At 72.0% G+C, this 20,346-nt stretch carries 22 protein-coding genes; 8 read left to right on the plus strand and 14 right to left on the minus strand.

Features of this window, described 5'->3' with window-relative positions; all coding sequences use genetic code 11:
• Window positions 1–12 precede the first annotated feature (12 nt).
• Genes JOF43_RS05965 through JOF43_RS05980 form a run of 4 tightly spaced genes read right to left on the minus strand, consistent with a single transcriptional unit; the run spans window position 13 to window position 3,684 of the window.
• Window positions 13–870, minus strand: coding sequence for a class II fructose-bisphosphate aldolase (locus JOF43_RS05965; RefSeq protein WP_209903135.1), 858 nt, complete (start codon window positions 868–870; stop codon window positions 13–15).
• Complete coding sequence (locus JOF43_RS05970; RefSeq protein WP_209900238.1) at window positions 870–1,826, minus strand: 1-phosphofructokinase family hexose kinase; 957 nt, start codon at window positions 1,824–1,826, stop codon at window positions 870–872. Before JOF43_RS05970 ends, JOF43_RS05965 begins: the two co-directional genes overlap by 1 nt.
• Window positions 1,823–2,809 (minus strand): ROK family protein, encoded by a 987-nt coding sequence (locus JOF43_RS05975; RefSeq protein WP_209900240.1) that lies wholly within the window; start codon window positions 2,807–2,809, stop codon window positions 1,823–1,825. The genes JOF43_RS05970 and JOF43_RS05975 overlap by 4 nt, the downstream gene beginning before the upstream one ends.
• Window positions 2,806–3,684, minus strand: coding sequence for an SIS domain-containing protein (locus JOF43_RS05980; RefSeq protein ID WP_209900242.1), 879 nt, complete (start codon window positions 3,682–3,684; stop codon window positions 2,806–2,808). The genes JOF43_RS05975 and JOF43_RS05980 overlap by 4 nt, the downstream gene beginning before the upstream one ends.
• A 193-nt stretch (window positions 3,685–3,877) precedes the next feature.
• Between JOF43_RS05980 and JOF43_RS05985 the strand changes: the two genes are divergently transcribed.
• Window positions 3,878–4,744: a DeoR/GlpR family DNA-binding transcription regulator gene (locus tag JOF43_RS05985; RefSeq protein ID WP_209900244.1), complete on the plus strand. Its 867-nt coding sequence runs from the start codon at window positions 3,878–3,880 to the stop codon at window positions 4,742–4,744.
• Between the two features lie 39 nt (window positions 4,745–4,783).
• Here JOF43_RS05985 and JOF43_RS05990 read toward each other — a convergent pair whose 3' ends face one another.
• Complete coding sequence (locus tag JOF43_RS05990) at window positions 4,784–5,383, minus strand: TetR/AcrR family transcriptional regulator (protein WP_209900246.1); 600 nt, start codon at window positions 5,381–5,383, stop codon at window positions 4,784–4,786.
• A gap of 161 nt (window positions 5,384–5,544) precedes the next feature.
• Between JOF43_RS05990 and JOF43_RS05995 the strand changes: the two genes are divergently transcribed.
• The 4 genes from JOF43_RS05995 to JOF43_RS06010 are packed head-to-tail and all read left to right on the plus strand — an operon-like array spanning window position 5,545 to window position 9,869.
• Window positions 5,545–6,471 carry a carbohydrate ABC transporter permease gene (locus tag JOF43_RS05995; protein WP_245354029.1) on the plus strand — a complete coding sequence of 309 codons (927 nt, stop codon included), beginning with the start codon at window positions 5,545–5,547 and terminating at the stop codon, window positions 6,469–6,471.
• Window positions 6,464–7,273 carry a carbohydrate ABC transporter permease gene (locus JOF43_RS06000; RefSeq protein WP_209900248.1) on the plus strand — a complete coding sequence of 270 codons (810 nt, stop codon included), beginning with the start codon at window positions 6,464–6,466 and terminating at the stop codon, window positions 7,271–7,273. The genes JOF43_RS05995 and JOF43_RS06000 overlap by 8 nt, the downstream gene beginning before the upstream one ends.
• Before the next feature lie 8 nt (window positions 7,274–7,281).
• Window positions 7,282–8,535 carry a sulfatase family protein gene (locus JOF43_RS06005; RefSeq protein ID WP_209900250.1) on the plus strand — a complete coding sequence of 418 codons (1,254 nt, stop codon included), beginning with the start codon at window positions 7,282–7,284 and terminating at the stop codon, window positions 8,533–8,535.
• Window positions 8,532–9,869 (plus strand): ABC transporter substrate-binding protein, encoded by a 1,338-nt coding sequence (locus tag JOF43_RS06010; protein ID WP_209900252.1) that lies wholly within the window; start codon window positions 8,532–8,534, stop codon window positions 9,867–9,869. Before JOF43_RS06005 ends, JOF43_RS06010 begins: the two co-directional genes overlap by 4 nt.
• A gap of 87 nt (window positions 9,870–9,956) precedes the next feature.
• Here the strand turns inward: JOF43_RS06010 and JOF43_RS06015 are convergent, their stop codons facing one another.
• Window positions 9,957–10,343, minus strand: coding sequence for an NUDIX domain-containing protein (locus tag JOF43_RS06015; protein WP_209900254.1), 387 nt, complete (start codon window positions 10,341–10,343; stop codon window positions 9,957–9,959).
• Window positions 10,344–10,513: 170 nt separating this feature from the next.
• Window positions 10,514–12,049 (minus strand): FAD-dependent monooxygenase, encoded by a 1,536-nt coding sequence (locus JOF43_RS06020; protein ID WP_209900256.1) that lies wholly within the window; start codon window positions 12,047–12,049, stop codon window positions 10,514–10,516.
• Window positions 12,050–12,267: 218 nt separating this feature from the next.
• Here JOF43_RS06020 and JOF43_RS06025 point away from each other — a divergent pair, with 218 nt between their 5' ends.
• Window positions 12,268–13,305, plus strand: a complete 1,038-nt coding sequence (locus JOF43_RS06025) for a GDSL-type esterase/lipase family protein (protein WP_209900258.1) — start codon at window positions 12,268–12,270, stop codon at window positions 13,303–13,305.
• A gap of 116 nt (window positions 13,306–13,421) precedes the next feature.
• Here the strand turns inward: JOF43_RS06025 and JOF43_RS06030 are convergent, their stop codons facing one another.
• From JOF43_RS06030 to rpmG, 3 genes are read right to left on the minus strand one after another with little or no spacing between them, the layout of a single operon-like run.
• The gene (locus tag JOF43_RS06030) at window positions 13,422–13,688 is read right to left on the minus strand and encodes a type B 50S ribosomal protein L31 (protein WP_209900260.1); all 267 of its coding nucleotides are present in this window, start codon (window positions 13,686–13,688) and stop codon (window positions 13,422–13,424) included.
• 10 nt (window positions 13,689–13,698) lie between these two features.
• Window positions 13,699–14,004 carry a 30S ribosomal protein S14 gene (gene rpsN, locus JOF43_RS06035; RefSeq protein ID WP_209900262.1) on the minus strand — a complete coding sequence of 102 codons (306 nt, stop codon included), beginning with the start codon at window positions 14,002–14,004 and terminating at the stop codon, window positions 13,699–13,701.
• A complete protein-coding gene (rpmG, locus tag JOF43_RS06040; protein WP_209900264.1) occupies window positions 14,004–14,171 on the minus strand; it encodes a 50S ribosomal protein L33 in 168 nt (55 codons plus the stop codon). Before rpmG ends, rpsN begins: the two co-directional genes overlap by 1 nt.
• A gap of 132 nt (window positions 14,172–14,303) precedes the next feature.
• On the opposite strand from rpmG, the gene JOF43_RS06045 reads away from it, so the two are divergent.
• Complete coding sequence (locus JOF43_RS06045) at window positions 14,304–15,425, plus strand: CobW family GTP-binding protein (protein ID WP_209900266.1); 1,122 nt, start codon at window positions 14,304–14,306, stop codon at window positions 15,423–15,425.
• A gap of 28 nt (window positions 15,426–15,453) precedes the next feature.
• On the opposite strand, the gene JOF43_RS06050 is transcribed toward JOF43_RS06045, so the two are convergent.
• Window positions 15,454–16,020: a helix-turn-helix domain-containing protein gene (locus tag JOF43_RS06050; protein WP_209900268.1), complete on the minus strand. Its 567-nt coding sequence runs from the start codon at window positions 16,018–16,020 to the stop codon at window positions 15,454–15,456.
• A gap of 89 nt (window positions 16,021–16,109) precedes the next feature.
• Here JOF43_RS06050 and JOF43_RS06055 point away from each other — a divergent pair, with 89 nt between their 5' ends.
• Window positions 16,110–17,171, plus strand: a complete 1,062-nt coding sequence (locus JOF43_RS06055; protein WP_209900270.1) for an NAD(P)/FAD-dependent oxidoreductase — start codon at window positions 16,110–16,112, stop codon at window positions 17,169–17,171.
• Between the two features lie 93 nt (window positions 17,172–17,264).
• On the opposite strand, the gene JOF43_RS06060 is transcribed toward JOF43_RS06055, so the two are convergent.
• The 3 genes from JOF43_RS06060 to JOF43_RS06070 form a co-directional block, all read right to left on the minus strand.
• Window positions 17,265–17,516, minus strand: coding sequence for a 50S ribosomal protein L31 (locus tag JOF43_RS06060; RefSeq protein ID WP_209900272.1), 252 nt, complete (start codon window positions 17,514–17,516; stop codon window positions 17,265–17,267).
• A 476-nt stretch (window positions 17,517–17,992) separates the two neighbouring features.
• Entirely contained in the window at window positions 17,993–19,201 is a 1,209-nt protein-coding gene (locus JOF43_RS06065; RefSeq protein WP_209900274.1) for an MFS transporter, read from the minus strand.
• A gap of 54 nt (window positions 19,202–19,255) precedes the next feature.
• Complete coding sequence (locus JOF43_RS06070) at window positions 19,256–20,278, minus strand: zinc-dependent alcohol dehydrogenase family protein (protein ID WP_209900276.1); 1,023 nt, start codon at window positions 20,276–20,278, stop codon at window positions 19,256–19,258.
• Between the last annotated feature and the right edge of the window lie 68 nt (window positions 20,279–20,346).

The following is a 20,346-nucleotide window of genomic DNA, read 5'->3' on the forward strand; positions in this document are numbered from 1 at the left end:
CCGGGCACGAGATCAGCTCCGGTCGGGGACGCGCGGGGAGTGGGGAGCGTCGCGGAACAGCCGGATGAGGCGCTCCGCCTCCGCGGCGCCGACCTCGCGGCCGCGGTGCATCCACCGGCGCGTGTCGACCACGTCGAGGTTCTCCTCCAGGAAATGACGGACCTCGCCGGTGAAGACCTGGTTCAGGTGCGTGGACACGTTGACCTTCGTCATCCCCGCCCGGATCGCGGCCTGGAGGTCCGCATCGGCCACTCCGGAGGAGCCGTGCAGCACGAGGGGGACCTCGAGGGTCGCGGCGAGGCGGGCGATGAGGTCATGGTCCAGGGCGGCGGAGCGCTCGGTCATCGCGTGCGAGGAGCCGACGGCGACCGCCAGCAGGTCCACTCCCGTGTCCGCCACGAACTGGGCGGCGTCCGCCGGGTCCGTCCGGGCCGAGGGGTCGTGCACCCCGTCCTTGCCGCCCACCTCGCCGAGCTCCGCCTCCACGCCGGCCCCGTACTCGTGCGCGAGGCGTGCCACCTGCGCGGTCCGGGACCGGTTCTCCTCGTCGGGCAGCATCGACCCGTCGTACATCACCGAGCCGAAGCCCAGCTCCAGCGCCTCGGCGACGAGGTCGAGATCGTCGGCGTGGTCGAGGTGGACCACCATCTCGACCTCTGCTCGTCGGGCCACCTCGAGGGTGGCGAGGGCGAGCGGGGCCAGCCCGCCGTGGAACCGGGAGGCGTTCTGACTGATCTGCAGGACCACCGGTTCGCCGGCAGCCTCGGCGGCGAGCCGGAAGCTCTCCGCGTTCTCGAGATGGACGACGTTGAACGCGGCCAGGCCGCGCCCGTGGGCTCGGGCGCGCAGGGCCGGGGGAGTGAGCGGCATCAGGGGCACGGGATCTCCTCGATCTCGACGGTGGGGTGCAGGAGCTCGGCGAGGGCGAGGTCGATCTCTCCGGCGACCGGCCGGGCCACGGCGCCCGCGCCGACCGCGACGGCGCGCACGAGCACCTCGGGGAGCGCGGCGCCGTCGGCCAGGAGGGACGAGGCCAGCACCGCGACCACGGAGTCGCCGGCGCCGGTGGGGTTGCCACCCAGCGGCTCGGGAAGTCGGGCGAGCCAGGCCCGGGAGCCGTGCTCGGTCCGCTCGAGGCCGAGCATGCCGTCGGCTCCCAGGGAACAGACCACGACGTGCGGTCCGAGATCGGCGAGGGCCGCGGCCGCCTCGAGCGGCGTCCTGGTCCCGGTGGTCGCGAGGGCTTCGGCGGCGTTGGGCTTCAGCACGGTCGCGCCGGAGCGGGCGGCCTCGAGGAGGGCGGGGCCCGAGGTGTCCACGAGCACCGGACGCCCGCGGGAGGCCAGGGCGCGGACCAGGCCGGCCAGGGCGCTCGCCGTCATGCCGGGCGGGAGCGACCCCGAGACGGTCACGGCCTCGACGTCGGCGCCTGCGTCCTGCGGTGCCTCGAGCAGGAGGGTCAGGTCAGTGCGCAGGGCTGCGACCTCTGCGGTGGACAGGTGAGGGCCGGGTCCGTGGAAGCCGGTCGCGCCCGAGCGGTCCACCACGGTGAGCGTTCGACGGGTCTCGCCGTCGATCGGGGTCCAGGCCTGCGAGATCTCGTCGATGCTGTCCAGCAGCTCTCGCAGGAGGCCGCCGGTTGTGCCACCGAGAGGTCCGGCGGCCAGGGAGCGGACGCCCAGCTGTGCGAGGACCCGGGCGACGTTGACCCCTTTGCCCCCGGCGGCGGTGCGCACCTGCTGCACGCGATGCTCGTGATGCGCGCGCACCTCGTCGACCGTGCAGGTGAGGTCGAGGGCCGGATTCGGGGTGAGCGTGAGGATCACGTCGGATCATCCTGTGTGGCCCGCTCCCGGGCGAGCAGGCCCGCCCCCTGGCAGCCTGCCCACATGCCCAGCGAGCTCGGCAGCACCGGGGGCGTGGGGACCACACCGAGTCGCGAGGCGATCGACTCGCGCAGCGTGTCCAGCACGATGGAGCCGCCCTCGGCGAGTCCGCCGCCGATGATCACGGGCACGGTGCCGACGCCGGTCGTGATCGTCGCGAGCGCCTGGGCGAGGGTGTCCATCGCGGAGAAGAGGATCCTCTCGGCCCCGAGATCGCCGGCGCGGGCGCGGTCCACGACGGCGCGGGCGGCCGGCCGGCCGCCGTCCGTGGTCACCAGCGGATGGTCGGCGGCATCGATCTGCTCGGCATAGCGTCGCCCGATCGCCGACGCGGAGGCGACCTCCTCGAGCCTGAGCATCTGCGCGGTGTACGGCTCCTCGACGCGGACCTGGCCGACCTCGCCGGTGAACCGGTCGCCGAAGACGGCACCGTCATGGACCACCGCGGCGGCGATCCCCGTGCCGATCGGCACGAAGACGAGATCGGCGAGCGGGGGCAGGTCCCGCGTCCCGGCATGCTGGGGGAACAGTCGTCCAGTGCCCCACGCGGCCTCGGCCATGCCGGCTGCTCGCACGTCGTGGCCCACGGCCAGCGGGGAGGGGATGACGTCGCGGAGCATCCGGCCCAGCGGCAGGTCCCTCCAGCCGAGGTTCACGGCGAGCTCGACCACCTCGCGCTCCTCGTCCAGGATGCCGGGGACGGTGACGCCGACCGGGGCCGTGACCGCGAGGCCGGCCCGCTCGTGCAGCGAGGTCGACTCGTGGGCGATCATCGCGCACAGCTCCTCGGGCTCCCGAGGGGTCGGCAGGGAGTACGGGATGCCGAGCGATCCGTCGGCAGAGACCAGGCCGATCTTGGTGCGGGTCCCGCCGACGTCGACGCCGATCGTGTGCGGGAGGCGGCCCGGTCGCGGCCCGGTCATGAGCCCAGATGGACGGCGCGGCTGAGATGCCGCGGCCGGTCCGGGTCCAGGCCGTGCCGCTCGGCACGCCGGAGCGCCCACAAGTGCACGGCGACCAGTTGCGCGAGAGGATCCGACGCCGTGGAGACCCAGGTGGCCCCGGTCTCGGTGACCTGCGCCTCGAGCCCTGCCGGGGCGGCGCCGAAAAGATGGACGAGTCGGCCCGGCTCGGCGATCGCGATGGGGCCGTGCCGGTACTCCATCGCGAAGTACGACTCGGACCAGGACCTGGTCGCCTCGCGCAACTTCAGCGCGGCCTCGTCGGCCAGTGCCTTGGTCCATCCCGTGCCCAGGAACGTCACCTGGTCGGCCGCGACCCACGTGGGGTCCGGCTCCGTCGCCAGCACCGTCTCGGCGTCGGTGAGGGCCGCGCCGAGGTCGTCCCCGAGGGAGGCGCGCAGCAGGGCCAGGGCCGTGGTGGCGAAGCGGGTCTGGACCACGGAGGACTCGTCCGCGAAGTCGAGGACGATCTCGGAGTCGGCGTGGGCGGCGGCGGGCCCGCCGGCGACGGCGGTGAGCAGCACCGAGGGAGCCGCGGTCGCCGCCAGCACCTCGATGATCTCCGTGGTGGTCCCGGAACGGGACAGCGCCACGACGCGGTCGTAGTCGCGTCCCGTGGGGATCTCGGTGGCCGTGGCGGCGTCGGTGACGCCCTGGCCGGCTGCCTCGCGCAGGGCGGCGTAGGCCGTCGCCATGAACCAGGAGGTGCCGCAGCCGATGGCGAGCACCCTCTCCCCGGGACGGGGCAGCAGGTCACGGACCTGCTCCAGGAGGTCGAGGGCTCGACGCCAGGTCTGGGGCTGGGAGCGGAGTTCGGTCTCGGTGGCGCTGGTCATCGGTCCTCCTGGAGGCGGTCGGTGGGGTCGCAGGTCTGCATCTGAATGCTGTCCTGTGAGCGTACCGTTATCAAACACTCAAAAACAATCAACGAGCACGGAGGTGGGGGCGATATCCTGCCGGGGCCCGGGCTCATCGACGACGGATGAGGCCGAGGACGGGACGACTGCCGGGAGAGCACGAGGAGGGCCGATGGCGCGAGCGGAGTCGGGACGCGACGGCGCGTCGATCACCACGGGGGTGCGCGGCAGGCGGCGACGCCTGGATCTCGTGCTCGACATGGTGCTCGAGCGCGGCCATCTCGCGGTGGACGATCTGGTCTCCGAGCTCGGGTCCTCCCCGGCGACCGCACGTCGCGACCTCGATGCGCTCGCCGACCAGCAGCTCGTGGTCCGGACCCACGGCGGGGCCTCCGCGAACCCCGATTCGAGCTCCTTGCCGATGAGATATCGCGCCGCCCGCCATGCCGCCGCCAAGGAGGCGATCGCCACCGCGGCGGTGGACCTGGCCGCGCCGAGCGGCGTGATCGGTCTGAACGGCGGCACCACCACCACCGCGCTCGCCCATGAGCTGGCCGCCCGCGCGTCCTTCCGTGACGCGGAACGCCCGACGGTGCTGGTCACCAACGCGGTGAACATCGCGCAGGAGCTCGCGGTCCGCCGTCATCTGCAGCTCGTGGTCACCGGCGGCATCGTGCGCGAATCCAGCTTCGAGCTGGTGGGCAGATGGGCCGAGCAGCTCCTCGGACAGATCCGGCTCGACATCCTCTTCCTCGGGGTCAACGCGGTCAATGCCGCCGACGGCGCCTGCACCCACGACGAGTCCGAGGCCGCCATCAGCGCCCGGCTCATCGAGCGCTCCTCCCGGGTGGTCGTCGTCGCCGACGGCACGAAGATCGGCGCCACCGCCTTCGCGCGCATCGCGCGGATGGATCAGATCGACGACCTGGTCACCGATCCGTCGGCGGATCCGAGCCTGCTCGAGGAGCTGCGAGGCGCCGGGGTCGCCGTCCACGTCGCCGGCCGTGCGGCCTCGCGGGACGAGGAGGCCGAGGGCTGACCGGCAGGGATCGGCCCGATGGCGCCGAGGGCCGTGACCTCAGGGGGTCGTCCCCCCGATGCGCATCGCCTGGAGGTGGGTCCTGAGCAGGGCCGCGTGATCCAGCTCCGGATGGCCGAGGAGCCGCTGCAGGCGTAGCCCGTCGGCCAGGCCGACCAGCGTGCGCGCCGCCTGCTCCGGCTCGGCCCCGCCCGCCCAGCGACCTGACCGCTGCTCCTCGAGGACGCCCGCGGCCAGCCGCGCGACCAGGTCGTCGTAGCGTTGGAGGAACCAGGCGTGCGTCGGATGGTCCGGATCCGTGCTCTCCGCGGACAGCACGGTCATCAGCTCGACCAGGTACGGCTCCTCGATGTTGTGCTCGACCGCCTCGACGAAGCGGTCCAGGACCGAGCGGCTGCCCGAGGTCCGCTCGAGATGCTCGGCCGTGCTCCGCTCTCGCTCGGCGACCACCGCCAGCAGCAGCGCCGCCTTGTTCGGGAAGTAGTGGAGCAGCCCTTGCTGGGTGAGCCCTGCGGCCTCGGCGATCCTGCTCAGGGAACCGGCGCGGTAGCCGTCGCGGGAGAAGACGCGGGTGGCCTCGGTGATCACGCGAGCCCGCGCCTCGGCGCCCTTGGGGGTGGTCCGTGTCGGTCGTGGCATTCCGATCCTGTTCGTCCGCGCGGCGGGTGCCGGTCGCCGAGAGCCTATCGCCGGGGCCCGTTGCATGCGCGGTGGGTTCCTGCATAAACTCCCGAGTGCTCGGTAGGTTTTAAAGAGTACGCGGCGGCCCGATGGTCCGCCGGACCGGACGGAGGATGGTCATGGCCCAGGCCGCTCCGCGAACCCGTGCGCCCCGCTCGGCGCCCGGCGCCCGGGGAGACCGCCTCGCCGCCGTGGTGATGCTGGCGCCGAACATCCTCGGTTTCAGTCTGTTCCTCGGGGTCCCGATCCTCGCGAGCCTCGTGCTCAGCCTCTTCGACGCCGACGGGTTCGGCTCCTACGACTTCGTCGGACTGTCCAACTACGGGCGCATGCTCAGCGACCCCCTGTTCGGGCAGAGTCTCCTGGTGACCTGCCTGTACGTCCTGGGCATGGTCCCCGGAGTGTTCGTGGCGAGCCTCGCCCTCGCCCTGCTGATGAACAGCCGCCTCCCGATGCGCGGGCTGCTGCGCGCCGCGTTCTTCCTGCCCCACGTGGTGAGCCTGGTGGTGATCGGGCTGGTGTGGCGATTCCTGCTCGTGGACAAGGTCGGGATCGTCCACCAGGTGCTGGCACCGCTCGGTCTCTCGGGGATCTCCTGGCTCGGTGACACGCGGTTCGCCCTGCTGACCGTGCTCGTGGTGAGCATCTGGTTCTACATGGGCTACTACATGATCATCTTCCTGGCCGGGCTGGGAGACATCCCCACGGAGTACTACGACGCGGCGACGATGGACGGCGCCTCGGCGATCGCCCGGTTCCGCCACATCACCTGGCCGCAGCTGCGTCCGACCAGCTTCTTCGTGCTCGTGGTCTCGACGGTCGCCGCCGTGAGCGGCGCGCAGGCCTTCGACCTCATCTACGTGATGACCCAGGGAGGACCCGCGAACGCCACCTCCCTGGGGATGTTCTACATCTACCAGCAGGCCTTCCAGTTCAACAACTACGGCTACGCCTCGGCGATGTCGGCCACCGTCGTCGCCTTCCTGGTGGTCGTGACAGGTGCCCTGTTCGCCCTGACCAGGGCCGGGAGGTTCGACGATGCGTAGAGTCCGCCGAGCTGCCCTGCTCGTGGTCGCCATCCTGCTCGCCCTGCTCACGGCGGCACCCATCCTGCTCATGGTCTCCAGCGCGTTCAAGCAGCCCGAGGCGGTGTTCGACGCCCGCCTCCTCCCGGCACAGCCGACCTGGGAGAACTTCCGCTACGTCTTCGCCACGGTGCCCTTCGCCCGCTACCTAGCCAACAGCTTCCTGCTGGCCACGGTCGTGACCGTGGTCTCGATGGCCTTCCACTCGATGTCGGCCTTCGCGCTGGCGCGGCTGGAGTTCCCCGGGCGGGACAAGATCTTCTTCGCCTTCTTCTCGACGATCCTGGTGTCGATGCCGATGGTCATCGTGCCGCTGTTCATGGTGGTCCGCGAGCTCGGCCTGCTGAACACCCTGCCCGGGGTGGCCGCGCCCATGATCTTCCAGGGCTTCGCCCTGTTCCTCCTGCGGCAGTTCTACCTGTCGATGCCCGGGGAGCTCGAGGAATCGGCGCGGCTGGACGGATGCGGACCGTTCCGCGTCTTCCTGCGGATCGCGCTGCCGCTGAGCCGCCCCATCCTCGCCGCCCTCGCGATCTTCGTCTTCCTCGGAGCCTGGAACGCCTTCCTCTGGCCGCTCACGACCACCAGCGACGAGTCGCGATGGGTGGTCCAGGTCGGGATCAACGCCCTGCAGGGCGAGCACGCCGGTGCCTGGAACTACATCCTGGCGGGCGCCACCGTCGCCACTGTCCCGACGCTCGGGCTGTTCCTGGTCTTCCAGCGCCAGATCATCGAATCCATCAAGACGACCGGCCTGAAATGAGGAGACCGATGTCCACCACGACCCCCCGCACCCCCACGACCCCTTCTCCGGCTCCGAACATCGTGCTGATCTTCATGGACGACATGGGGTACGGCGATCTGAGCTGCACCGGCTCGAGCCTGATCCGCACCCCGCGCATGGACTCCGTCGCCGAGCAGGGCATCACTTTTACCCAGATGTACTCGGCCGCGCCCACCTGCACGCCCTCGCGCGCGGCGCTGCTCACGGGACGCTACGCGCAGCGGGTGGGGCTGCCCCGGGTGATCTTCCCCGAGGAGCCCGAAGGTCTCTCCCACGAGGAGGTGACCTTCGCGGAGATGCTCGGGCAGCAGGGCTACGCCTGCGGGGCCTTCGGCAAATGGCATCTCGGGGCGCGCAGGGAGCACTCCCCGCTGCGCCACGGCTTCGACCGCTTCGTCGGCCTGCCCTACAGCAATGACATGCATCCCGTCGTCCTCCACGTCGACGACGAGGTGGAGGAGGACGTCGACCAGTCGACCCTGACCCGGCGGTACACGGACGAGGCGATGGACTTCATCGACGAGCACCGCGAGGGGCCCTTCCTCGTCTACCTCCCGCACACGATGCCCCACATCCCGCTGCACGTCGAAGAGGGATTCCGGGGCACCTCGGCCGCCGGCACCTACGGAGACGTCATCGAGTGCCTGGACCATCACGTCGGTCGACTCCTGGATCATCTCGAGGACCGCGGACTGGCGGAGAACACGCTGGTGATGATCACCAGCGACAACGGTCCCTGGTTCGAAGGCAGCACCGGTGGGCTGCGCGGCCGCAAGATCGACACCTACGAAGGTGGGATCAGGATGCCGTTCCTGGCCCGGTGGCCGGCACGGATCGACGCGGGCAGCGTCTGCACCACCCCGGCCTGCTTCATCGACCTGATGCCCACGCTGGCGACCCTGACCGGCGCCGACTGCCCCGAGGACCGTCCGTTGGACGGGGTCGACATCACCGACTGCCTGCTCGGTGGGGAGGTCCCGGAGCGTCCGCTGTTCTTCTTCAGCCACTGGCACCTCAACGCCGTGCGCCGGGGGCGCTGGAAGCTGCACGTGGACCGCTTCCCGACCAAGGACCTGCGCGAGCTGCCCCAGCTGTTCGACCTCGAGGCCGATCCGGGGGAGAACTACAACCTGGCCTCGCTGTATCCCCAGGTGCTGGACGAGCTGCACCGCTGCGTGGAGGACTTCGGTGCAGAGATCTCCGCGCAGCAGGGACAGGCCGAGCAGAGGGCCAGGGCGTGACCTCCTCGCACCTGTCGCGGCGCACGATGCTGGGCGGACTCGGGGCGACCGCGGCCGCCGCAGCGGTCCCGGGATGCGGCTCCCGGAAGGCCGAGGGCCCCGCGGGGGCCCTCAGCTTCTGGCAGTTCTACGCACCGCGTGGCGCGAGCGCCGCGCAGAACGACTGGTTCGACGAGCTCGTGACGCAGTGGAACGAGGGCCATGAGACGGCGATCAGCCTGCAGTTCGTGCCGAACTCTCAGTACGTCGGCGGCCCGAAGCTGCAGACCGCCTTCAGCGCGGAGGACGGTCCGGACGTCTTCGTCGTCAGCCCCGGCGACTTCCTGAGGTATTACAACGGGGGTGTTCTCCAGGACCTGTCCCCGTACATGACCCGGGAGGCCAGGGAGGACTTCTCTCCGGATCTGATCGCCTCTCGGGCCGTCGGTGAGGGGATCTACGCGCTGCCGATGGGTGGCGGGCCGATGGCGATGTACTACTCCGTACCGGCCTTCGAGAAGGCGGGGCTGTCCGAGGGAGATCTGCCGGGGACCTGGGACGAGCTGCTCGACGTCGCGGACACCCTCACCACCGACGAGCAGTTCGGGCTGGTCGTGGACACCAGTCCCACCTACTACCAGAACTTCACCTTCTATCCGTTCCTGTGGATGGCGGGCGGCGGGCTCCCGGGGCTCGAGACCCCTCAGGGATCCTTCGACTCACCGGGCGCGGTCGACGCCCTGACGCTGTGGCAGGAGATGATCGGCAGCGGCGTGGCGCCCCGCACCCTGCTGGGCAGCAGCGGCTCCGACGTCGTCAGCAACCTGGGCTCGGGGTACTGCGCCATGCAGAACGCCGGCATGTGGGGCGTCTCCGCGCTGGCGGGCGGCGCTCCCGATCTCGAGTACGGGGTGTTCCGCATCCCGGTCCCGGAGGGCGGCACCTACGTGACCGCGACCGGCGGCTGGGCCTTCGCGGCGAATGCGCGCGGTCGCGACCCGGAGGCCGCGGCCCGCTTCTGCGTCTGGGCGCTGGGGTCGATGAGCGAGGACTCCGTGGACCGGGTCGCCTCATGGTGCGTCGAGGCGCAGTCGTACCTCCCGTATCGCAGATCCGCGATGCAGCGTGCGACCGACCAGGGATTCTTCGACGACGGGCCGATGCGGACGTTCCGCGACGAGATCTTCCCCGGCGCGCTCGGCGAACCTCGCATGCCCTCGGAGATGAACAAGCTGATCTCCGACGCGATCCAGGCGTGCCAGCTCACGGGGAAGGACCCCGCCGAGGTGGCGGGGGAGACGCAGGACGCGATGGAGAGCCTGCTGGCGGCCTACGACGGTGCGCCCCTGGCGTGAATCGTCGGCCGCCGATGACGCGCTGGCACTCCGCGGATCGACGGGATCCGCCACCCCTCGTCCCTCACGGACTCCGCACCCCCTACGTCACCGGGCCGATGCCGCCGCGATGCTGTCCTTGTAGCCCTGCGGCATGGTCGCCTCCTGCGCCTGGGCGGGGGTGAACCAGCGCAGCTCGGAGTGCTCCTCGCTGAGGTGCGGCGGGGTGGTCGTCGCGGGGGAGGCGAGGTAGGTGACCAGGCAGATGCGTCCCGGATCGCCGAGGTCGTAGATCCAGGAGTCGAGGATCGGGCCGACGGTGATCGCGAGGCCCGCCTCCTCGAGGAGCTCCCGCCGCAGCGTCTCCTGTGGTGAGGTGTCCTCCGGATTGGGGCGGCCGCCGAGCAGCTCCCACTCCCCGCGCGGGTTGCATCCCAGGAGCACGCGGCCCTCGTCGTCCCGCAGGACCGCCTTGATCGAGACGTTCAGGGCCATGTTTAGAGGGTCGAGGGGGTGGCCTCCGCGTACTGCGCGGAGAGCTTCTCGATACGGGCGGCGATGTGGTTCAGCTCCATCCCGGCACCCTATGCGCAGTCCCTGCCGGATCCGCGGCGGCTCGGCTCCTGAGCGCGGGATGCGGGCCGATGAGGACGATCGGCGCGCGCTCAGCCCACCACGTCGTAGGAGGCCAGGGCGTCGCGGACGTCGGAGGTGGCGCTCGCCCCGGCGTGCAGCGGGAACGATGCCGCGACGAACCCGTCCGGGCGCACCAGGTACAGCCGGTCCTCGCGCAGCCTGCCGAGCTCGTCGGGGGAGAAGGCGAACGGTCCCTCGATCCAGTCGGGGACGGCGGGACGGTTGGCCGTGCCGGGACTATAGGTGTGCAGCTGCCAGCTCATCGACCGCAGCACCTGCGCGTTCTCGGAGGTCGGGGGCAGGCGCACACCCACGGCACGATCACTGGCCCACCGCGGAACCTGCTCGCCCTCTGCCACTGCGTGGTAGCGGATCCGGTACTGGCCGAGCAGCCCGCCCAGACGCGGCCCGAGCGGGGAGGCGAGCACGCGCGGCGCGAGGACGGACAGCACGTCGCGGGCGCGGCGGCGCAGGAAGGCCGTACCCCGGTCGGAGCGGGCGATCACCCCGAAGGCACGGTCCGTCGCAGTGATCAGCGTCAGCGCCACGGGCCGTCGCTCCCGCTCGTACCGCTCCAGCGCGTCGGGACCGAGGTGGCCCGCGGAGACGTCCGCGAGCAGGTTCGCGAGGTGATGGGCGTCCTGCAGGCCGGTATTCATGCCCTGGCCGCCGACGGGGGAGTGGACATGTGCGGCGTCCCCGGCCAGGAACACCGCGCCACGGCGGAAGTTCGCGGCCACCCGGTGATGGACGCGGTAGGCAGAGAACCAGTCCACCTGCTCATAGGTGACGTCGAGGTCCTCGCGCACCGCGGCGAGGGCCTCCTCCTGCTCGGGGTCCTCCCCGCCGTGCAGCCACACCAGGCGAACGTGCCCGCCCGGCCCCATGGGGAAGGTGACCGCGAAGCGCTGCTGGCCGAAGCGGGCCGCGAGAGAGTCCTCGGGGATCCCGCTCACGCCGCGCAGATCGGCCACGCAGAAGGTCGCGTCATCGGTGACGCCCTCGAAGGGGAGGTCGAGCGCATGGCGCACCGGGGAGCTCGCCCCGTCGGCCCCGATCAGCCGGCGTGCACGGATCCGTACCGGACCCTCCTGCCCCTCGGCCAGGACCTCGACGTGCTCGTCCTCGGAGCCGGTCCCCGCCTCGAGGCTCGTCAGGCGCAGCCCCCATCGCACCGGGTGGCCCTCCGCCTCGAGCGTCGCCGAGAGCAGCTCCTCGTTCTGGGACTGCTCGAAGATCTGCGCCCCCGGGAACGGCGTCCAGCCGCTCTGCGAGGTCGCGAAGTCGGCGCCGCCGGGAGCGGCCTCGGCCCCGATCTGGATGCGACCGGCGGGGGTGGCGCCGGCGAGCACCTGCTCGGCGAGCCCCAGCTGGTCGTAGATCTCCATGCTGCGGGCCTGGACCACCAGCGCCCGCGACTCCGTCGTCGGACCGGACTTCCCATCGATCACCAGGGCATCCACCCCGCGCCGCGCCAGGACGAGGCCGGTCATCAGGCCCGTCGGACCGGCGCCGACGATGAGCACGTCGGTGGTGAGCAGCGGCGGATTCGTGGTGGTGAGCATGGCGGGCCTCTCGTCGGCGCGGCTGCGGGTCGGGTCCTGTGCCTACGGTAGACCCGCGGCGAAGGCAGCGATCTTCCTGACCTGCCCCAGCCGCTGCTCCCTGCCTGAGGCGCCGCCCGACGCGTTGCCCCGGCCACCGGGTCATGGCCCGCGAGCTGTAGCATCGTGCGTCGTCCCCGCCCTCACCCCGCGGCACTGCTGCCGCGAGAGGAGTCCCGATGCCCCATCCAGCCGCCACCCGGCTCTCTGCCCTGCCGTCGGACCTCCCGCAGGCCTGGCACGGAGCCGCCACCTGGACCACGACGCCCGAGGGGCAGCAACCGTGGCGGGTGCGGCAGGAGCACCTCGCACAGATCATGTCCGAGGGCATGGACCTGCTCTCCCGGGTGCCCAACGGCGTGCGCCTCGAGGTCGACACCGCGGCGAGCACCCTCGAGCTCACCCTGACCAGCGGACTCGACCCGGCAGGTTTCCCCGCGTGCGCCGATCTCGTCGTCGACGGCGCGCTCCTGCACACGGTGCCGATCGACGGACGCACCACGGTCCACCTCGAGCTGCCGGGGGAGCAGGCACGGGTGGAGCTGTGGCTGCCGCACACGGCACCGACCAGCGTGCAGGAGGTGACCTTCCACGGCGCCGCCCGGCTCGAGCCGGCCCCTCCGCGGGGTCCGCGGTGGGCCGTGTACGGCAGCTCGATCACCCAGTGCAACCAGGCGGAGTCCCCGACGAGGACCTGGCCGGCGCTGGTCGCCGCGGAGAACTCCTGGGAGCTGACGGCGCTGGGGATGTCCGGTCAGTGCCATCTCGACCCGCCCCTGGCCCAGACCCTCGGGGCGGCCCGTCCGGACCTCGTGACGATGTGCCTGGGCGCGAACGTGTACGGCGCCGGCACCTTCAACGCCCGCAGTCTGCCGCCGGCTGTCATCGGCTTCATCTCCCAGCTGCGCCGGCTCGTCGACGCCCCGATCGTGGTGATGAGCCCGACCGCCGCCGGTCCCCACCGCGAGGAGCAGAAGAACGCCGCCGGCCTGGATCAGCGGGAGATCCGCGCGATCATCCACCGCTGCGTGCGCAGCCTGCAGGAGCACGATCCGCTGCTGACCCTGATCGATGGCACGGAGATCATCTCGACCGCGGAGCTGGATCTGCTCGGCGATCTGCTGCATCCCACGGCCGAGGGCTACCGGGTGATGGCCGGGCGCCTCGCCCCGCGGTTGGCCGAGGCGGCTCGGGGACCTGAGCCGCTTCAGGCCTGACGGGCCGAGACGACGCAGGCCGCCCCCTCCGCCGAGGGAGGGGGCGGCCTGCAGGGTCGGCGTCAGCGTCGGGTCGGTCGGCCCGAGGCCTACGGGGTCCGTCGGCGGGAGCCCGGTCAGGCGCCCGCCGAGGGGGAGCTCGCCGTGCCGTAGCGCCGACGGAACTTCTCGACGCGGCCGGCGGTGTCCAGCACCGTGGCCCGGCCCGTGTAGAACGGGTGCGAGGCCGAGGAGACCTCGACGTCGATCACGGGGTACTGCTTCCCGTCCTCCCAGGCCACGGTGGACTCCGCGGTACGGGTGGAGCGGGTCAGGAACGAGAACCCGGCGCTCGCGTCGCGGAAGACGACGGGTCGGTACTCGGGATGGATGGACTGCTTCATGGTTCTCTCCTCACCAGCTGGATTTCGTGATGCCGGGCAGTTCGCCGCGGTGCGCGGCGTCCCGGAAGCGGACCCGTGAGAGGCCGGCGGCCCGCAGGTATCCGCGCGGCCGGCCGTCGATCGCGTCGCGGTTGCGCAGGCGGGTCGGGCTCGCATCGCGCGGCAGGCGCTGCAGCGCTCGCTGTGCTTGGATCCGCTGGGCCGTCGGGGTCGAGGGATCCTTGATCGTGCGCTTCAGGGCCGCGCGCTCCGCGGCGTGCCGGGCGACGATCTCACGTCGCCGGCGGTCCGCCGCGATCTTCGAGGTCTTGGCCATCAGCGGGCCTCGCGGAACTCGACGACGGCGCGGACCTTCGGATCGTACTTGCGCATGACCAGGCGGTCCGGGGTGTTCCGACGGTTCTTCGTGGTCATGTAGGTGACGCCGGTGCCGGCGCTCGAGCGCAGCGTCACGGTGCTGCGCGCCTCGTTCTTCCTGGCCATGGGGGCTCCTTCCGAGAGGGTTCGTCGCGGTGGGAGCTCGGGAGGGCTCCGCCGGCTTGACAGCACCGCGGGATGGTCAGCGACACTACTTGTTGAGAATCGTTATCGTCAAACAAGAGGAGTGGTGCCGTCATGAGCGACGCCCCGGGTTCCGATCGTTTTCAACGACATGAGGGTGGACGGCATTCCACCCCTGTCGCCGTCGTCACGGCCGTCGACGCCGTGCTGCGGGACGCGCTGGTCGCGAGCCTGCTGCTCGACACCGCCGGCGCCGTCGCCCTGCGCTACGAGGTCGAGGCCCGCTCCTCGTCCCTGCGGCGAGTGATCGTCGCGGCAGACGGGGTGGTCGAGGACGAGCTGGTCGACCTCGACCACCCGTGCGTCTCCTGCGCCATGCGGGAGGACGCCGTCCCGGTGCTCACCCGCCTCGCGCACCTGCCCGCCATCTCGGCGATCGTGCTCGCTCCGCCGCTCAGCGCCGACCCCTCGATCGTCGTCGGCACGCTCCGCCCGCACCAGGACTCCTGGCACCTCGCCGCGGCGGCGAGCGCCGTCGGGCTCGAGGCGGTCCGGGGGGACCTGCTCGGCGAGGACACCCTGGCCGAACGCGGCCTGCAATGGGCCGCGGGTGACTCGCGCAGCGTCGGGGAGGCGCTCGCCGCCCAGATCGAGTACGCCGACCTGCTCGTCCTCGACGGGGACCCCGCCGGTCCCGGGGCGGAGCTCGTCGAGCACCTCCGCGCCCCCGAGCAGGATCTTGTCGTCGGCCCCTACTCCCTCGACGCGGGCACGCTGCTGGGTCGGCGACTGGATCATCTCGCCGGGCTGCGACGGCGCGATGCCCGGTGCGTCGAGCCGTACGGCGGGCCGACGCAGCACGGCACCTGGACTCTCGACCTGAGCTCCGCACGACCGTTCCACCCCCGCCGCCTGCTCGAGAACATCGAGGACCTCGGAGCCGGACGCCTTCGAGAGCGCGGCCGCTTCTGGGTCCCCGATCGCCCCGACAGCATCTGCCAATGGGACGGTGCCGGCGGGCAGGTCTCGATCGGCGCCGTGTGGAGGGCGGGCCGCGACCTGCCCACCACGCGCCTGGTGGTGACGGGCATCGAGGCGGCCGACGCGGAGCGGGTGCGAGCCGCCTTCGGGCGCAGCCTGCTCACGGAGCGGGAATGGGCCGACGGTCTCGCGCCCTGGCTCGGAGTGGAGGATCACCTCTCGCCGTGGCTCGGGGAGCGCGACGCGCGGGTCTGACGGGCGTCCTCCCGGCGGGGCGACGGGCTCAGTCCCCGGGGTCCTCGCGATGTCCGCGCCGAGCCTCGGGATCCACGATCATCAGCACGTCGGCCGGGCCACCCTCGGCGCCGAAGGCGTGCGGGAGCATCGTGTCGAACTCCGCGCTCTGGTTCGCATGGACCCGATGGCGCTGCTCGCCCAGCAGCAGCGTGAGTGTGCCGGAGAGGACCACCAGCCACTCGTGCCCGGGGTGGGCGCGCATCCGCGACGGGGCCGGGGGTGGGCCGCTCACGCGGCGGCGCAGGATCACCGGGCCCGGCCAGTGGCGGATCTGCCAGCGCAGGGAATCCAGGCCGTGGTCGGAGATCGGATTGGAGACGACCTCCTCGGTGTGGGTCTCCACCAACTCGTCGAGGCTCGTGTCCAGGGCGCGGGCGAGCGTGACCATCTGATCCAGGGCGAGACGGCGCTGCCCGTTCTCGATCCGCGAGAGCGTGGACTGGCTGAGATGGGCACGGGTCGCAAGATCTCCCAGCGAGAGCCCCTGGGCGAGGCGCAGGGCACGGATCCGTTGCCGCACGAGGCCGTCGACCCCACCCATTTCTTGCGTCATGAGCAAGAGTCTATGCGCCAACGGCGATGCGTGTCTACGGTCGGAAGATGCCTCCTGACGAAGGCTTCCCACCACGAGAGGAAACCGCGATGACCCCTGCACCCATCCCCACCGGTGACGCCCGCCATGCCACCGCTGCCGATCAGCTCCACCCCGCCGGCGCCGGCGGGGACGAGCTGCCCGTCGGCACCGTCGACGTCGTCGTGATCGGTGGCGGCGCCGCCGGCCTCAACGGTGCCCTTATGCTCGCCCGCTCCCGACGCAGCGTCGTCGTGATCGACGCCGGCAGCCCCCGCAACGCTCCGGCCCAGGGGATCCACGGCCTGCTCGGCAACGAGGGCACCCCGCCGGGTGAGTACCTCGAGCGCGGCCGCGGCGAGCTGCGGCAGTACGGCGGCGTGATCGTGACCGGTGAGGTCTCCACAGCCCGAGCCACCGAGCCCGCGGCCGGCGGGGACCTGCGCTTCCGGGTCGACCTCGCCGACGGACGAGGCCTGACCGCGCGGCGCCTGCTGATCGCCTCCGGCGCCCGCGACGAGCTGCCGGAGGTGCCAGGCCTCGCCGCGCACTGGGGCCGCGGCGTCGTGCACTGCCCCTACTGCCACGGCTGGGAGGTGCGCGACCAGCCGATCGGCGTGATCGCCACTCGCCCTGCGTCGCTGCACCAGGCGCTGATGTTCCGCCAGCTCAGCGACGACGTCGTCGTCTTCGCCGCCGGCGTGGAGATCGACGAGGAGGCCCGCGAGCGGTGCGCCGCACGCGGGATCCGGATCCTCGAGGAACCGATCGAGGAGATCCTCGACGGGCCCGAGGGCACGATCGCCGGGGTGCGGCTCGCCGGCGGCGAGGTCGTGGCCCGCACGACCCTCGCGGTCGCCACGGTCATGTCGCCGCGGACCGAGGGCCTGGAGGGCCTCGGTCTCCGCCTCGAGGACGTCGGCGGTGGCATGGGACAGAAGATCGTGAGCGGATTCGCCGGGGCCGCCGAGGTGCCGGGGGTGTGGATCGCGGGCAACGCCGCGGATCCCAGCGCCCAGGTCGGGGCATCGGCCGCGGGCGGCGCGCTCGCCGGCGGGCACATCAACGGGATGCTCGTGATGGCCGACGCCGAGTCCGCGGTCGCCGCGCAGCGGGAGGCAGCCGTCGTCTGAGACGGCTGTGGACAGCAGCAGGCCGCCCCGTCCGACGGATCGGACGAGGCGGCCTGCTGCACGGGGCGGCCCCGGTGTCAGGGATCGGTGGCGTCAGCTCCGGCCGGCGGCGACCGGTCGACGGTGCCGCGCGGTGTCCTCGGCTCCCCGAGCCCGCGACAGGTGCGCGGCGGAGGAGAGGTCCACGTCGATGACGGGGTAGATGTTCCCGTCCTGCCAGGTCGTGGTGTGCTCCGAGGTGCGGGTGGAGCGGGTGAGGTACCGGACGTCCGCGCTCTGGTCGCGGAAGACGACGGTGCGGTATTCGGGGCGCTTGGAGCGCATCGTGTGCTTGGTGTTCTTCATGAATCTCCTTCGTCGACACGGGGTCGACGGTGTCTGTGGCCGACTCGCGGTCGGCGCTGATGTTCTGGCGCTGGTGGGTGCCCAGCGGTGCGGTGGCCGGTGCGTCCCCGTTCGGGAGGGCCGCGGAGTCCCACCTCTCGGCGGTGGTCGCGGCGCGGGGCGCAGGCCGTGCGTCTCAGGCCCTGCTCGTGCTGCCTCCGTGGCAGCGCGCCGGGCCGAGCCGTCGTGGTGGTCGGGAGGGCGGATGATCCGCGCGAAGGGCTGGAGCCCTGCCTCGTCGGCAGGCATCCCGTCCCTCCAGGTGCGGGTTCCCACCACCGGTGACGACTTCAGACGCTACCAGGTGCCAACGGTTCGGGTCACGGAGTTATTCCCCAGCCCACAGCGGCACGATGTGAGGACAGGGGTGCACGCCGCTGCGAGAGGGACCGCGGGCCCGGTATCGGGTGGGCCCTTGCAGGTGGAGCGGACGGGTCTCAGGCGCGCTGCGCGCCTCGACGCTCGCGGAGGGCGAGGGTGCCCAGCGGGACCAGCACGAGGGCGGCGCCGACGGCGCCCACCAGTAACGGCCCGCGGGCTCCCAGGTCAGTGGTCAGGGCCGCCCCGGCGAGAGCGGTGCCGATCGCGGTGCCCAGGTTGAAGATCGCCGTGGGCATCGCCGTGGCCAGGGTCGAGGCCTCCCCGCCGAAGCGGTTGGCGAGTCCCACCAGCACCGGGTTCGCGGAGAGTCCCACGAGGCCGAGCAGGACGAACAGCACGACCACCGCGACGGGAGAGGAGGACATGGCCAGCAGGCCGAGTGCGACCAGGAACGTCGACGCGGCGGTGACCAGCGGAGTCGCGTAGGGGTGGCCGTCGCCCAGCCGGCCGCCGATCACGGATCCCACCAGTGCTGCCAGTCCGAAGCCCATCAGGACCAGCGGCACTGCGCTCTCCGGGACCCCCGCCCCCTCGGTGAGGATCGGGGAGAGGAAGCTGTAGATCGACAGCACCCCGCCGGTGGCCGCCGCACAGGCGGCCAGCACCAGCCACAGCTTCCCCGAACCCAGGGAGGCGAGCTCGGCCCGGATCGAGGGGGCCGTGGCGGCAGCTCGGCCGGCCGGCACCGTGCGCGCGACCGCCGCGGCGAGCAGGGCAGCGAGCACGGCGAGCGTCCAGAAGGTGCCCCGCCACCCGACGAGCTGGCCGGCGAAGGCGCCCAGCGGCACCCCGAGCACGTTGGCGAGCATGCCGCCGCCCAGCACGATGCCCAGGGCGTGGGTGCGGATCCGTGGCCCCGCCGAGTTCACGGCGGCCACCGTGGCCACCGCCCAGAAGGCCCCGGTGGCCACGGCCGACAGGAAACGGGTGGCCAGCAGCACGCCGAAGTCGTCGGTCAGGGCCCCGGCCGCATGCCCTACGGCGAACACCAGCAGCGCGACGGACAGCGTCATCCGGTGCGGCAGGCGCAGCGTGGCCAGCGCCATGGTCGGTGCCCCCACGATCATCCCGAGCGCGAAGACGGTGATCGCGAGCCCGGCGTCGGCGACCGACACCGAGAAGTCCCCGGCCACCGAGAACAGCAGCCCGGCGACCACGAACTCCGTGGTGCCCATGAGGAAGGTCCCGGCCGTGAGGACGTAGATGACCGCGGGCAGACGGGCCGGGGCCGGGGCGGAGGTGGACGACGGGAGCGTCGTGGTCATGGTGGCGGGGACTCTCGGAGCGATGCTGAGCGGGCCTGAGCGGGCGAGCAGGGATCAGAGCGTCAGCAGCACCTTGGTGGCGCGGCGCTCGTCCATCGCCGCATAGCCCTCGGCGGCATCGGCCAGCGGCAGGGTGAGGTCGAAGACCTTCCCCGGGTCGATCTCCCGATCCCAGATCAGTTGGATCAGCTCGGGCAGGTAGCGGCGCACCGGGGCGGGGCCGCCGTGGAGGTGGACGGCGGAGAAGAACAGCTCGTCGCCGGGCAGCTCGACGTCGTGGGAGACGCCCACGAAGCCGATGTGCCCGCCGGGCCGGGTGGAGCGGATGGCCTGCATCATCGACTCCTGGGTGCCGACGGCCTCGATCACGCTGTGCGCGCCGAGCCCGTTCGTGAGCTCCTTGATGCGGGCGACGCCCTCGTCACCGCGCTCGGTGACGATGTCGGTGGCGCCGTACTCGCGGGCCAGGGCCTGCCGGTCGGCGTGGCGGCTCATGGCGATGATGCGCTCGGCGCCCATCTGCTTCGCCGACAGGATGCCCATCAGGCCGACCGCGCCGTCCCCGACCACCGCGACGACCCTGCCGGGGCCGGCCTGGGCGGCGTCGGCCGCGAACCAACCGGTGCCGAGCACGTCGGAGGCGGCCAGCAGCGAGGGGACGAGCTCCGCTGCGGGCGGTCCGGGGGTGGCGACCAGGGTGCCGTCGGCGAAGGGGATCCGGGCCTTCTCCGCCTGGGTGCCGATCTCGCCGTCGACGAAGACCGCGTGGACGCAGCGGGAGGGGTGGCCCTCACGGCAGATCTCGCACCGACCGCAGGAGATGACGAAGGAGCCGACGACGAAGTCCCCGACCTCCAGCGTCTCGACCGCCTCGCCGATCTCCTCGACCACGCCCACGTACTCGTGGCCCATGTGCTGGTGGTCGGGCTGGTCGACGCCGCGGTAGGGCCACAGGTCGGAGCCGCAGATGCAGGTGGCCGCGAGGCGGATGACGGCGTCCGTCGGCTCGAGGATCGTGGGGTCCTCACGCTCCTCGACGCGGACGTCGCCGGGGCCGTGCATGATGACTGCGCGCATGGGGATGCTCCTTCGTTCGGGTGACCGGACCATCACAGCTGATCGGCCCGCCGGCAGGGAGACCCTGC

Origin of the sequence: Brachybacterium sacelli (assembly GCF_017876545.1) — a bacterium.
Classification (GTDB): Bacteria; Actinomycetota; Actinomycetes; order Actinomycetales; family Dermabacteraceae; genus Brachybacterium; species Brachybacterium sacelli.